Origin of the sequence: Geobacillus sp. Manikaran-105 (genome assembly GCF_002809955.1) — a bacterium.
Taxonomy (GTDB): domain Bacteria; phylum Bacillota; class Bacilli; order Bacillales; family Anoxybacillaceae; genus Geobacillus; species Geobacillus thermophilus.
In genome coordinates this window covers 1-13,616 of record NZ_PIJG01000037.1, presented here as the reverse complement: position 1 = coordinate 13,616, position 13,616 = coordinate 1, and the positions used below count along the sequence as shown (strand labels likewise).

The 13,616-nt window shown below is 53.1% G+C and carries 9 protein-coding genes and 1 pseudogene; 8 read left to right on the top strand and 2 right to left on the bottom strand.

Translation table 11 applies throughout. From position 1 onward, the window contains the following. Nucleotides 1–167 precede the first annotated feature (167 nt). From CV945_RS11735 to CV945_RS11725, 3 genes are all read left to right on the top strand, one after another. Nucleotides 168–1,484 carry an SEC-C domain-containing protein gene (locus tag CV945_RS11735; protein ID WP_014195137.1) on the top strand — a complete coding sequence of 439 codons (1,317 nt, stop codon included), beginning with the start codon at nt 168–170 and terminating at the stop codon, nt 1,482–1,484. A 297-nt stretch (nt 1,485–1,781) separates the two neighbouring features. Continuing rightward, nucleotides 1,782–3,977, top strand: a complete 2,196-nt coding sequence (locus CV945_RS11730) for a YecA family protein (protein WP_100659827.1) — start codon at nt 1,782–1,784, stop codon at nt 3,975–3,977. Between the two features lie 499 nt (nt 3,978–4,476). Then, nucleotides 4,477–5,811, top strand: a complete 1,335-nt coding sequence (locus CV945_RS11725; protein ID WP_100659826.1) for an SEC-C metal-binding domain-containing protein — start codon at nt 4,477–4,479, stop codon at nt 5,809–5,811. Between the two features lie 86 nt (nt 5,812–5,897). On the opposite strand, the gene CV945_RS11720 is transcribed toward CV945_RS11725, so the two are convergent. Continuing rightward, on the bottom strand, nt 5,898–6,608 hold the full coding sequence (locus tag CV945_RS11720) for a plasmid pRiA4b ORF-3 family protein (RefSeq protein ID WP_011232727.1): 711 nt from the start codon (nt 6,606–6,608) through the stop codon (nt 5,898–5,900). Between the two features lie 120 nt (nt 6,609–6,728). Between CV945_RS11720 and CV945_RS11715 the strand changes: the two genes are divergently transcribed. The 5 genes from CV945_RS11715 to CV945_RS11695 all read left to right on the top strand — a co-directional run bounded on the left by CV945_RS11715 (nt 6,729) and on the right by CV945_RS11695 (nt 13,233). After that, nucleotides 6,729–6,971, top strand: a complete 243-nt coding sequence (locus tag CV945_RS11715; RefSeq protein ID WP_100659825.1) for an SEC-C metal-binding domain-containing protein — start codon at nt 6,729–6,731, stop codon at nt 6,969–6,971. 406 nt (nt 6,972–7,377) lie between these two features. After that, the gene (locus CV945_RS11710) at nt 7,378–8,718 is read left to right on the top strand and encodes an N-acetylmuramoyl-L-alanine amidase family protein (RefSeq protein WP_100659824.1); all 1,341 of its coding nucleotides are present in this window, start codon (nt 7,378–7,380) and stop codon (nt 8,716–8,718) included. 313 nt (nt 8,719–9,031) lie between these two features. Then, nucleotides 9,032–10,342: a branched-chain amino acid transport system II carrier protein gene (brnQ, locus tag CV945_RS11705; protein ID WP_044744112.1), complete on the top strand. Its 1,311-nt coding sequence runs from the start codon at nt 9,032–9,034 to the stop codon at nt 10,340–10,342. Nucleotides 10,343–10,582: 240 nt separating this feature from the next. Further along, a complete protein-coding gene (locus tag CV945_RS11700) occupies nt 10,583–11,923 on the top strand; it encodes a UDP-glucose dehydrogenase family protein (RefSeq protein WP_100659823.1) in 1,341 nt (446 codons plus the stop codon). 125 nt (nt 11,924–12,048) lie between these two features. Next, nucleotides 12,049–13,233: a M20 family metallopeptidase gene (locus tag CV945_RS11695; protein ID WP_100659822.1), complete on the top strand. Its 1,185-nt coding sequence runs from the start codon at nt 12,049–12,051 to the stop codon at nt 13,231–13,233. 170 nt (nt 13,234–13,403) lie between these two features. Here CV945_RS11695 and CV945_RS11685 read toward each other — a convergent pair. Beyond that, nucleotides 13,404–13,616, bottom strand: a pseudogene (locus CV945_RS11685) (IS1634 family transposase); the annotation flags it as partial.

Below are 13,616 nucleotides of genomic sequence, written 5' to 3'. Positions count from 1 at the left end.
GACAGCGTGTCGAAAAAAGAGGGGCAATGTGACAAAACGCGTCTGTTCTCGAGCCGGCATGAAAGGACATTGCGAGCTTTTGAACGTGTACGCGTTTTGATAGAAAGAAAGCTGGTGATGGTTGAACGTCTATCGATGATGGTATAATAGGAATAGAAAAAGTCCAAATGGAAAAGAAAGCAGGTGCATCGAATATGGCGGAAACGCCGCGGAACGCGTTATGCCCGTGCGGAAGCGGGAAAAAGTACAAGCATTGTTGCGGAAAAAAAGAGGCGGTTTCGATTTCGTCATTGATTGACCGCGAGTTGATCGAATGCATGAATGATATGCGTCAGTTTGTTTTGCAGCGGTATGAGAGGGAGGCGGAAGAGCTTTTAGACCAGTTCCCGCTTGATGAGATGCCGGAGGAACTCGAGCTTGGCGTGCAGATCATGGCGGTGAACTGGATGTTGTTTTGTTGGCCGGTTGATGAAACAGGACAAACGATCTTTTCTGCTTACCGGAAAAGCCGTCATTGGGAGCGGTGGCGCCCGTCCGTTCAGGCGCACATCGAGAGGTGGGAAGGAGCCGTTCCGTCGCTTGGCGAGTTCATCGGCTATGATGACGACAATCGCCCCGTTGTCCGGGATTTGTTGACGGGAGGGGAAAAGATCGTTCATTTATTGGCTTCCCATCAATGGCCGAGCGTGATCGAAACAGGAGATGTGGTGTTCGGCTTCCTTGTGCCGTACCAAGACGTGTTCACGTGTTTCACAGCGGTGTTTCCGCTCCCGGCGTCAGGGAAAGATCGATTGCTTCGGGCGATTCAACAAGAAGGGGAGTGGAGCGGTCAGCCATCGGCTTTATGGATGCGCGATCGGTTCGTCGCTGTGCTTTCCGATGTGCTCTTGGAGTGGCTTTGGCAGTTCGCCAAACAGTTCAAATGGGATGATCCGAAACAAGCGGCCGTCATTCGCGAGCTCGATGAAAACGAGCCGGAGGCGCCAGCGGCGCTGCTCAATCAAGCGTTCGCCATATGGGCGATCTATTGCGGAAAAACATCCCGCCTCCCTTATTCGGTCCCCGTCTACGCGGCGGCGCTCCGCTATGTGGCTGGGCATTTGATGAAGGCGGAAGGATCGGAGGTGGAAGACATCGCCGATCGGTATGACGTGATGCCAGAAGATGTGCGATCGGCGGCGTTGGATTTTTTCCTGATGGCTGTTGATGATGAAGACGACGAGGAATGGCTCGATGACTGGGAGGAAGACTGGTTCGAAGAGGAAGGGGATGAGCTTGATGCGCGCATCAATGAATGGATCGATGACATCGATCTGATGTTGATGCGTGAAGGATGGAACGAGAAGCGAGTCAACCGTCATATTGACCGCGCCATCCGTTCGTGGCGGAATGAAGGCCTGCTCGAGGAAGTGAATGAAAAAGAATTGCGTAAAGAACTCCGCGATGTAGCGTGGGAGATCTTCACCGATCGGGGATTCATCTAGAAGCTGGCAGAAAAACGGGCGCTGCGCGCAAGTCAGCGGCATTTCGTCAGAAAGGAAAGCCGGTTCCACAAGGGCTCTCTCATTCAACCATCATGGAGCTCAACCCAAGCTCTCTATAAGCAGAAACAGGGAATGGAATACGTTCCATTCGTGAAACTCCAAAAAAAGCGGCGGGGAACGATCCGTTTTGACCGAATCCATAATGGATTGGGAAAAATGGCTTTGTGCGCGATTCCGACCGTTTTTAATATCTTGGTCGCCGTTTTGGAAAGGAAAGATTAGAAGGGAGGATTTTGCATGGCAATCGGCCGAAATGACCCGTGCCCGTGCGGAAGCGGGAAAAAGTATAAGAAGTGCTGCATGAACAAACAGCAGGAGCGTGAAATCAAGCGGGTGCGGCAGCGCCGCTTTTTTGACCAAAAATATGAGCTGTCGCAAATGGTGCAGCGGTTTTTGGATGAATCGCTGTCTTATGATGAACGCGAAGCGGTCAACCGTACATTTCGCCGAATGATCGAACAAAAGGATCATCGTGAAGAGTTGAAGGTGTTTGAGACGCTTTGGCGTTTTTTCCTCCATCGTTATCCGAATGGATTGCGCGGCGTTGAATGGTTTCAACAGGAAAAAGGGCGTCGTCTGTCTCCGGAGCTCAAGGAAATGTTGGACCGCTGGGTTCGACTTGTGCCGCGCCTTGTGCAATTTGTCGATTTGCATGATGAAGGAGGAGTGGCGGTCGACCGGTTGACGGGCGAGAAACTTCTCATGCCGTATTGCGAGACATTGGAGGTTGTGCGCCCTTGGGGCGGCATGTTTGCCTTTTTGGAGCCATTTGACGGCGGCTATTACGTTTGCGGTGTATCATCGATTGTGGATCCGAAGGGCGTGGAACGGGCGGAAGAGAACATTCGCGTCTTGTTGACGCAAACCGATTGGCCGTATGACAAGGTAGCCGTTGAACATTTTCTCGATATCGTCGATGCAGGCTATCCTCCGAGGGCGGACGATGTGCAAGAGGAGCGCACGCGATGGACGTATGAATACGAATGCCAGGAAGCCGCTGAGGCGATGAGGAAGCTTGCTTCGATCGGACGCGCTCACATTGATCATGACGATGGGGAGAAAGTGGAAGGTTCATGGTGCACCAATGTGTACCATTATGTCGGAGTGATTTCCCCCAAGCTGATTCATGTGTTTGAATTAGGCGGGTCATTATCCGCTCATCGGTCGCGTCTCGTGTTGTCTACCGAGGAGGAAGGGACGGCCGAACAGCTCGTGTCGCTGCTGCAGGCGTTTGGGTATTCCCCAAAAGAACGAAAACGGGGGACAGAAGCTGTTTTGCGCCGAAAAGGGATCGAAAACGTTTCGCTTCATATTGATTCAGACCCAGACTCTCCCCCTTGGGTGGCAACGATGGCCGGATTGGATGTTCAAATGGAAAAAGCCCTTCACATCCCGCTTGAGAAATGGAATGGAAAAACCCCTCACGAAATGGCGCGCGAGGGGCGTGTTCAGGAAGTGGATGAGTGGCTGAAAGAGTATGAATTCCATTTGTTTAACATGCAAGAACGAGCCAATTTGCCGGTGCTCATCGGAGTGAATTCCATTCGCTCCCGTTATGGATTGCCCCCATCTCCGTTTAGCTCATCACATCGTCTTTCGGACTTATGGAAAATGAAATGGATGGGGCCGGAAAGAACCGAGACATTGTTGATCCGCGCGGAATGGGAAGGGATGTATTTTACCGATGACGCATTGGCGTTTTATAACGAAGTCATCGTGAGCGGAGAAAAAGAAGCCAAAGAGGCGTGTTGGGCCGTGGTTTTGCTCGTGTGTGAATATATGACCGGGCGGACGTTTTCATCGTGGGAGGACGTAGGAGAAGAAGACTGGAAACAATGCATCGTCGATCAAATCCCGTCAAGATGGAGTTCGTTTTCATGGGAAGTGGTGAGCCGAGCGCTCGATATGTTGCTTGAGTGGGCCGATTGGCTGGACCGCCGTTATGGAACGAATCATCGAACTGTTATTGGTGCCGTGCTGGAAGAGGTCAGAAGCGAATTGGAACATTGCTTTGCTTTGCTGGATGAATGGAGGGGCGAGAACGGAAAGGGGGATGAGGAACTGATGGCTTGGCAGCTTGCTCGTTTGTTTGGTTTGCCTATTTCCCTTTCCGTCGGTTTCTCGTTTTTCCGCGTCAAGCGTGTGGAACAGGGGAAGGCGGTGCTGGATTGGCTTGCCCATAACCGAACGGTGACATGGGACATTCCGAAGCGGGCAGAGCCGCATCTGTTGCCGGGCATGTATATCGTCGCCGCGACCGATCGCAACGGCAAGCTGGACGATCTTGCCCGCGTATATCCGCCGTCTTTCTCTCCGTACGTAGAGCCGTGGCTTCAGGCGCTGCAAGAGTGGCCAGACAAGGTGGAGAAAGAACGGGCTGCGTTTCAAGAGCGCCTGCTTGCCTCGTTGTCCCGTTTGCTTCGCCAGCCGTAGGCGTCCCGATGAATGACGGGGCGCTTGTTTCTCTCGGCTCGGCCTCTATGATTCTCCATTATGCAGGCAAGCCCAATGGTAAGAGTCATTCATATTCTTAGGATTTTGGTCCATCACCATAACGTGTGCTTGAGAAGCAGGGTTTTTCTCGTTTTACCGAGAAACGGATGAGGACGCGAATGATCCAAGAATCCTACACCTTTAGGAGTGCGGAGTGTCAACCGGCATGAAAATCATGGATTGGCTGATTTCTCCTTGGAGAAGGAAATATGGCATGTTTTGAAAAAGCCAAGGGCACCTTTTGATAAAAAATGGAATGCGAATCGATGTTCTCGACATGAGCGGCGGAAGTCCCAAAGTGCTTGCGATATGTGTTGCTGAAAGCAGTTCCATCACACGTTGATCGTGAATGTCTCCCCAAAGTGTTTAGCTGGCCCGAGCGTTAGCGTAGAGGGGGAGAACGTTCAATGACTATGATACAAAGAAAGTAGGTAGCTATATGGTGAAGGCATCGCGAAACAATCTTTGTCCATGCGGCAGTGGGAAAACGTACAAGCATTGTTGTGGGAAGAAAGAAGCAGTATCGATAGAATCTCTAATTGACCGTGAAGTGGCCAAATGTATGCAAGATGTGTTTTCGTTTGCGTTAGAGCGATATGAGGAAGAGCTTGCTTTCATGATGTCTGGTTCTCCATTTCAAGGGCTTCCTAACGAGCTGGAGACCAGCGCCAATTTATTGCTGACGAACTGGGCGATTTTTCACAGACACGTTGATGACAAAGGGATGACAATTTTTTCAGCCTATATGAGAAGCCGGCGCCGCACGCGGTGGCGTCCAGCAGTGCAAACTCATTTGAAGCGATGGGACGAGGCGGTTCCGTCGTTTGACGAGATCATTCATATCGAGGATGAGCGGCGTTTCCTTGTACGCGATCTGTTGACCAGAAAAGAAAAGTACGTCCGTTTTTTGACGCCGGAGGAGCTTCCGTCTGCTAGGGAGGGGGACGTGTTAGTAGGATGCCTCGTTCCGCATGGGGACGAGTGGGCGTACTTCATGAAGGTGCTGCCGATTCTAAAGAGCGGGAAGGATCGGCTTGCGCGGGCGCTTCAAGCGGAATGGAATCCGGATACGAAAACGTGTGAAGTGTTTTTGCGCGAGTCGTTTCCGGAATTGCTTGAAATAGCGGTCCATGAGCTGTTGTGGCAGCTGCTGAGCGAAAAGGACTGGGGGGATCGAGATCAAGATGATGTTTTTCGCGAATTAAAGAAAAAGGAAGAAACAACCTCCTCCCTAGTGCTCAGCGAGGCTGCGTTCCTTTGGCGCGCATATTGCGAAATGGATGAACCGGTCATCAAGAATCCTGCTGTGTATGCGGCTGCACTCCGTTATTTGGCGAGTGAAATGGCTGGAAGAGAATTTGTCAATATGGAAAAGGTTGCGGAACACTACGGCGTTCCTGTAGAGGAAGTGGAAGCCGCTGTGATGGAATTGTTTTTATTTCGCACAGAGTTGCTCGATGATGGAGATGATGAGGGCGAGAATGATGATGAGTGGCTCTTTGACGATGGGGATGACGGTGATGAGATCTGGTTCGACGACGGTGGGATGGAGGATGGCGATGAGCTGGACCGTGCGATTGAGGAATGGCTTGACCAAGTTGAGGAGTTGTTTGATTGCGAGGGCTGGGACGTTGATCAAGTCCATCGCTTGATCGACAAAGCGATCCGAACATGGAAAAAGGACGGGTTGCTTGAAGGAGTCGATGCAGCTGAGTTGCGCAAGGAGCTCGAGGAGCTCGTCTGGGAGACGTTTGCTGAACGGGGATTTTTGTAAGGCGATGGACAAAGCAGGCAACAAAGGACAGATGGATGCGAAAGAAGGTGCCCTTGAGAGATGACGGATACCTTCTTTCGCATGCGTTACAATCGGATATAGGCCAGCCGCTCGTTCGCTTCCTCGACGTCAAAGGCATCAGGATCAAAATCTTCGCCTTTCATGTCGTACATCCAGTCTACCAGCTCGCGCAATTCGGGATCGGCAAGAGAGTCTTTTTGCGCCGCCGCTTCCAGCAGCTCCAGGTAGCCATAGACACCGCCGCAATCCTCGGGAGGGCATGCCCGTTTTCCTTTCAGGCAAGCGGCTCGTTCCAACGGTTTTGGGAGTGTTTCAATCTTTTCAACAGTGACGGTATGGCGCCAGTAGTCGCCAAAATCGTAAATATATAGAAACTTTTGTTTTTCTTCCGTCAGCCATTGCTGTAATGGGATGCGGCGGGCGTCCATCAGTTCTTTTTCCAGCTGAAACGAATCCCAGCCGTCAGGGATGCCGATGAGAACGCTTCCGAAATCGAATTCGTATAAATGGGCTTGTTCCCATCCCATCGCTTCTTGGATGATGAGATGAAGCTCGTGAAATGTCGCATGTCCGGGAACAAGGACGCGCCGCCAAATCGGCGGACGGATGCCGTTTAATGTGATTTTCAGCTGGTAGGCTGTTTTGGACCGCCGCCGTTTGGAAGGGGGTGCGCTCTTTGGCGCCTCAACCCATCTGCCGTGTGGACGGTCCCGCTCTGTCGGATGGAACATGGCAGACAATTCGTCGATCAGTTTAGCAAGATTGTCGGGGTTCATAGCCCTCGTCTCCTTTCGGATAAACGTTTTGTATAATAGTAGTTTATCCTGTCCATAGTAGAATTTAAACATTATTGATGGAAATATTGAAAAAAGAAAGATGGGAGAGGAGGATGACGCATGTCGATCGGCTGGAATGACCCATGCCCGTGTGGAAGTGGGAAAAAGTATAAGAAGTGCTGCATGAACAAACAGCAGAATCATGAAATCAAACGGGTGCGCCAGCGCCGCTTTTTTGACCAAAAATATGAGCTGTCGCAAATGGTGCAGCGGTTTTTGGATGAATCGCTGTCTTACAACGAACAAGCAGCGGCGAGACGGACGTTTTACCAAAAAATAGAGGGTATGAAGAATTTTAAATAGTTGGAATGTTTTGAAACGCTTTGGTACTTGTTCATTCACCGTTTTCCCAATGGAATGCGCGGCATTGAATGGTTCCAGCGCGACAAAGGACACCGTCTCCCGTTGGAGCACGGAGCGCCTTTGGCGCTTCTGCGTGTTTCTTCATGGGGACGGCTTATCCATTCGGACATCGGTTAGAGAAGCGATGGTGGTATGTCGGCCGTAGATGGATGGTTCGACTGGGTTGCGCGTTGTGGCTGCTGTCGTGTGAAGAGGCATCATGCAGAAAAAGGAGAGCTATTGTCGGTTGATGGATGCCGCCCCGCTAGTTTTGTCGAGCGGTTTTCCCAAGTGACAGACAGGAAATTCCCCGTTGTGCGCGAACGATATAGTAGACAAATTGGAGACAACGGGGGAGGGAATGCGCATGAGGCGAGGAATATGGCTCGCCCTGTTGTTTTGTTTGCTATGGCTGGCTGCGGCTGCTTGGCCGGTGGGGGCGAAAGGGGAGAGTGGGAAAACCGCTCAGTTGGCGGTGGTGACGGCGGATCAGGTGAACGTCCGCCAAGGGCCGGGGGTGCCATACCGTCCATTGGCGAACGTTCACCGCGGCGAGGCGTATCGGCTGATCGAGGTCAAGGATGGATGGGTGAACATCGAGTGGAAACCGAATCAAACCGGGTGGATCGCCGCGCGGTACGTCGCGTTGGCAAAAGAGACGGCCGTCGTGCAAGAAAACCGACTCCGCCTTCGACAAGAGCCGAGCCGAGATGGGCGAATTATCGGGCATTTGGCGCGGGGAGAAACGGTATGGGTCATCAAGGAAGATGGGGAATGGACGGAAGTGATCGCAGACGGTGCGATCGGCTGGGTGTCTTCAGCATACCTCACTGCGGCTAGGGAGTCATCGATTTCGCATCAAACCGGAATCGTCAACGCCAGTTCGCTCAACGTGCGGGCTGAGCCGTCATTGAAGGCAGCGCGCGTCGGCCGCCTTGTCCGGGGCGAAGAGGTCGAGATTGTGGAAAAGAAACCGGGATGGTACAAAATTGCCTCCCAAACAGGGCTTGATGGGTGGGTGTCATCCGCATATGTGCAGGTAAAGGGTGGACAAGCCAATGAAAAGGAAGCGGAAGCGCCCCAGTCGGCTGACCGCTCGCTGCTTTCAGCCATCGCGCCTAGCGACTCCCGCCTTTATGTAGACAGCTGGACGCGCGGTCCTGTTCAGGCGCTGGCCGGAAAAACGATCGTTCTTGACGCTGGCCACGGAGGCAAAGACGGCGGGGCCCAAAGTGTCGATGGCATCAAGGAAAAGGAGTTGACGTTGGAAACCGCCAAGCTTCTGAAAAACAAGCTGCAATCTTACGGCGCTCGCGTCGTGCTGACGCGCTCCAGCGATGAGTATGTGCCGCTGTCGGCGCGTGTTGCCGCCGCCCGCCTGTATCAGGCGGACGCGTTTATTAGCTTGCATTACGACAGCGCCGCTGATCCAGATGCGTCCGGCATCACCATTTACTATTACGATCGGTTTGCGGACTACGAATTGGCGCAATCGTTCCAAGGGCTGTTCAGGCAACTTTCCGCATTGCCGTTTCGCGGCATCGCCTTTGGCGACTATTACGTGTTGCGAGAAAACGAGAAGCCGTCCGTGTTGCTTGAGCTCGGCTATTTAAGCAATCGGTCGGACGCTGCGGTTGTGGCGACAAACGGTTATCAAGAAGCGGTGACGACGGCCATCGTGAACGCCGTGCGCCATTATTTTCAATAGTACGCCCCTTTTCTAAAAAGTGGATAACTGCGGCATGACAAAAAGCGCCCCGGATTTTCGGGGCGCTTTTTGTCGCCTCGCCTTGTTTGGATCACCGCTGGCTGACCATAGAGGGCCATTAGCTTTTCAAGGCGTTTTCCTGAGGGCTGCAAGGGCGAAAGGGTGGAAGTTGGTTGACACAATAGTTAAAAAAGTATAATATTTATAAAGGATTAGGATAATAATAATCGCCTGTTATTCTAATTAGTACTATTGTTTTGTTATATATCAGAATATTCAATTCATTTTTGATGGAATAGAAATGGGGGATACAATGAAGACGAGAGATGTGTTGTTTACAGGATTGATGCTATTTTCTCTCTTTTTTGGCGCGGGGAACTTGATTTTCCCTCCGTATTTAGGGATGGAAGCGGGAACGGCCGTATGGCCGGCGGTTCTTGGATTTATCGTCACCGGTGTTGGGCTGCCGCTGTTGTCGGTCGCGGCGGTGGCGTTCGCCAAAGACGGCATCCGTTCGCTCGGCAACGCTGTTCATCCGCTGTTCAGCCTTTGCTTTTCACTCGCTGTGTATTTGGCGATCGGCCCGTTTTTCGGCATTCCGCGCGCGGCTAGCGTCGCCTATGAAATCGGAGCGAAGCCGTTTTTCCCTGAGAGCGGATCTTTGGTGATGTGGCTGTTTACGGGTCTCTTTTTCGCCCTTGTGTACTGGCTCAGCTTAAACCCCTCGAAGCTTGTGGATCGAATCGGCCAGCTGTTGACGCCGGTGTTGCTGCTTTCCATTGCTGTGCTTTGCCTTACCGGTTTAATCCGGCTTGACGACCCACAGGCGCTGCCGGCTGAGAAGTATGCCTCGGCGCCGTTTGTGAAAGGGATGCTGGAAGGGTATTTAACGATGGATACGATCGCGGCCCTTGCCTTTGGCATCGTCGTCATTCATGCGCTCCGTGACCGCGGGGTGGACCGGCCGGCGTTGCAGGCAAAAGCCACGGTGCAAGCCGGATTGATCGCTGGATTGGGACTCGCGCTCGTTTATGGCGGCATTGCCATCATTGGTGCTAGAATGGCGGGTGTCGGCTCATTTGCCAACGGAGCCGAGCTATTGTCATACGTGTCATCGCTGCTGTTTGGCAGCGGAGGGAAGTTGCTGTTGGGCGTGATCGTGGCGCTTGCCTGCTTAACAACGGCGGTTGGTCTAGTCGCTGCTTGTGCGCAATACTTTCAAGAGCTCACCCCGACTGTTTCGTACCGAACGTATGTCATTGTATTAACCTTATTTAGCTTTTTGATGTCAAACCTCGGCTTAAATGCGTTGATCGCTGTTTCCGTTCCAGTGTTGACGATGCTGTATCCATTGGCGATCGTGCTCGTCGCCCTGTCGTTTTTCCGCCGCTTTTACCGTGGTTCGGCGAAAGTGTACGGGATGGCGTTGCTCTTTACCGGCGTGTTCAGCCTGTATGACGGTTTGAAAACGATCGGGCTGGAGACGGCATGGTTAGAACCGCTCCTCTCATGGGCGCCGCTGTTTTCAGTCGGGCTCGGCTGGGTTGTCCCTGCGCTGATCGGCGCTGCGCTTGGCTTGATGATCGATCGGCCGTCCGCAACGAAACGGAAACATGCGGCGTAAAGGGCTGACTCAAAAGGTCATGTACGCCCGGTCGGGGGAATAATATGAATATAAAATCCGTCTGATGTATATATATGGAAGAAGGGAGGATGCCTCGTTGCTTTTGGGGCATTCTCTTTTTTGTGTGGAAAATAGTTTTTTGTTCGAGCAACGGGGCGGAACCCGTGAAAACCGGCAGGCGATTCGATATAATGAGGACAAGCGACGATCGCCGCAATGGATGAAAAGGTGTGAGGAATCGTGAAGATAGCGATTGCGGGAACGGGATATGTTGGACTTGTGACCGCGGCTTGTCTAGCCGATAAAGGGCATGATGTGACATGCGTCGATGTGAACGAAGAGAAAATTCGCCTATTAAATGAAGGGATCGTCCCGATTTATGAGCCGGGGCTTGACTCGCTTATTCAGCGAAACGGCGTTCGCCTTCGCTTTACGACCAACGATGTGGAAGCGTATCAACGGGCGGAAGTGATCATGATCGCCGTCGGCACGCCGCCGCAGCAGGACGGGTCTGTGCGGCTTGATGATGTATGGGGCGCATTGCGACGCATCGCCGGGGCGGCCGAACGCGATTGCCTTGTCGTTATCAAGTCGACCGTGCCCGTCGGCACTGGCGATGAAGCCGCCCGTTTTTTGGCGGAAAACGGACGGCCGGAGGTGAAATTCGACGTCGTATCCAACCCGGAGTTTTTGTCGCAAGGAACGGCAGTGCGCGATACACTGCAGGCGCCGCGCATTGTATTGGGAGTGGATTCGGACCGGGCTGAACGGGTGATGAAGGAGCTGTACGCCCCGTTTGCCCTCCCGTACGTCGTGACGGACCGGAGAAGCGCTGAGATGATCAAGTATGCGGCCAATGTGTTTTTGGCGTTGAAAATTTCGTACATCAACGAGATCGCCAATGTATGCGAGTTGGTAGGCGCTGATATTCAGGCGGTGGCGGAAGGAATCGGCATGGATCCGCGCATCGGCCGCCGCTTTTTGCGCGCCGGCGTCGGGTATGGAGGCTCATGCCTGCCGAAAGATGCAAATGCCCTCTATTCCTTGGCGGCTTCCCACGGCTATTCGCTCAAAACGGTATGGGCGGCGATCGACGTCAATGAGAAACAAAAATGGAAACTTCTTGACAAAGCGCGTCTGCACATTGGGGATTTCCGCAACCGGACGGTCGCCGTGCTTGGCGCCGCATTCAAGCCGGGCACCGATGATGTGCGCGAGTCTCCTGCCTTGGCGAACATCGAGCGGCTCATTGCCGAAGGAGCAGTCGTGCGCGTCTGGGACCCAGCCGCTCTCGAACATGTCGTCCGCCGTTTTGGCGATGCGGTTGTTTGTTGCGAGACGATCGAGGAAGCCATTCGCGGCGCGGATGTTTGTTTCATTTTTACCGAATGGCCCGCCGTCTTGCAGTTTGACCTTTACCGCTACAAAGCGCTCATGAACGCGCCGCTTGTGTTTGACGGGCGCAATTGTTACGATGTGAAACGGGCGATGGCCGCCGGCCTCGTCTATGAGTCGATTGGGCGGCCGGTGGTGGGCGGATGGCAAAGCGCGATAAAGGAAACGGTGGAGCATCACGAATGACGTTTGGGACAGCAGCTCACTCACTAAACGTGCAGCGGGCTGCCTTTCTTCATGAATATAGAGAAATGAAAATTCAAAAATTTCCGTTTATAATATTAAGAAAGCGGAAAAGAGGGGGAAACGTGATGACAAAGGAAGAAATCAAACGACTCGTTGATGAAGTGAAAGCGGACGTCATCGCCTGGCGCCGCCATCTGCACGCCCATCCGGAATTGTCGTTCCAAGAGGAGAAAACGGCGCAGTTTGTTTACGAGACGCTGCAATCGTTCGGCCACCTTGAGCTTTCGCGTCCGACGAAAACGAGCGTGATGGCGCGGCTTATCGGCAAGCAGCCGGGCCGGGTCGTCGCCATTCGCGCCGATATGGACGCGCTGCCGATTCAAGAGGAAAACTCGTTTGAATTTGCCTCGAAAAACCCCGGCGTCATGCATGCGTGCGGCCATGACGGCCATACGGCGATGCTGCTTGGGACGGCGAAAATTTTTTCCCAGCTGCACGATGCCATCCGTGGCGAGGTTCGCTTTTTGTTCCAACACGCGGAAGAACTGTTCCCGGGTGGGGCGGAGGAGATGGTGCAAGCGGGTGTCATGGACGGGGTGGACGTCGTCATCGGCACTCACCTTTGGTCGCCGCTTGAGCGTGGAAAAATCGGCATTGTGTATGGACCGATGATGGCCGCACCCGACCGCTTTTTCATCCGCATCATCGGCAAAGGCGGCCATGGAGCGATGCCGCACCAAACGATCGATGCGATCGCCATCGGAGCGCAAGTCGTGACGAACTTGCAGCACATCGTCTCGCGCTATGTCGATCCGCTCGAGCCGCTTGTTCTGTCCGTGACGCAATTTGTGGCGGGTACGGCGCATAATGTCCTGCCTGGGGAGGTCGAAATCCAAGGGACAGTGCGCACGTTTGATGAGACGCTGCGGCGCACGGTGCCGCAATGGATGGAGCGCATTGTCAAAGGAATCACCGAAGCGCACGGCGCCTCGTATGAGTTTCAATTTGACTACGGCTACCGCCCGGTCATCAACTACGATGAAGTGACCCGCGTCATTGAGGAAACAGCGCGCGAACTATTGGGCGAAGAAGCCGTCGCCCGCTTGAAACCGAACATGGGTGGCGAAGATTTCTCCGCCTTTTTGCAAAAAGCGCCGGGCAGCTTCTTTTACGTCGGCGCCCGAAACGAAGAAAAGGGGATCGTGTACCCGCATCACCATCCGCGCTTTACGATCGACGAAGACGCGCTTGAGATTGGCGTGCAAATGTTTGTCGCCGCGACGTTGAAACTGTTGGCGGGGGCGGAATAGCTGTTTTCGCTTGACATATCCAAGGAGGGAGAGAAGATGAAACTCACATTTCGCACCCTAACAAGGTCAAAACAAAGGATTTTTTATTTAGTTTTTCAGAATAACTTTTTGACCAACACAACGAGCGATGGCAATCCTTTTTTTACCATCGCTAGTCGTTCCATATGACGTTACACGTAAATGCTCTCATCCATGCCCAATCCCTGCAGAATTCTTCGCTGATCAGGGGTAAGGGAGCGATCCAGTGAGCGTTGGATGCGCCCATCCGGCAGCTTGAACAGGACGACGTTCACATATTGAAACAGCTGAAAAATCGCCTGTCCCGTCGGCCGGGTCAGCTTGCGGCCTCCAGGACCCTTCAACGGGTGTTCTGGAGTAATAAA

Coding starts and splice junctions, on each gene's coding strand:
- CV945_RS11735 (WP_014195137.1), top strand. CDS start 168: ATGGAAAAGAAAGCAGGTGCATCGAATATGGCGGAAACGCCGCGGAAC.
- CV945_RS11730 (WP_100659827.1), top strand. CDS start 1,782: ATGGCAATCGGCCGAAATGACCCGTGCCCGTGCGGAAGCGGGAAAAAG.
- CV945_RS11725 (WP_100659826.1), top strand. CDS start 4,477: ATGGTGAAGGCATCGCGAAACAATCTTTGTCCATGCGGCAGTGGGAAA.
- CV945_RS11720 (WP_011232727.1), bottom strand. CDS start 6,608: ATGAACCCCGACAATCTTGCTAAACTGATCGACGAATTGTCTGCCATG.
- CV945_RS11715 (WP_100659825.1), top strand. CDS start 6,729: ATGTCGATCGGCTGGAATGACCCATGCCCGTGTGGAAGTGGGAAAAAG.
- CV945_RS11710 (WP_100659824.1), top strand. CDS start 7,378: ATGAGGCGAGGAATATGGCTCGCCCTGTTGTTTTGTTTGCTATGGCTG.
- brnQ (WP_044744112.1), top strand. CDS start 9,032: ATGAAGACGAGAGATGTGTTGTTTACAGGATTGATGCTATTTTCTCTC.
- CV945_RS11695 (WP_100659822.1), top strand. CDS start 12,049: ATGACAAAGGAAGAAATCAAACGACTCGTTGATGAAGTGAAAGCGGAC.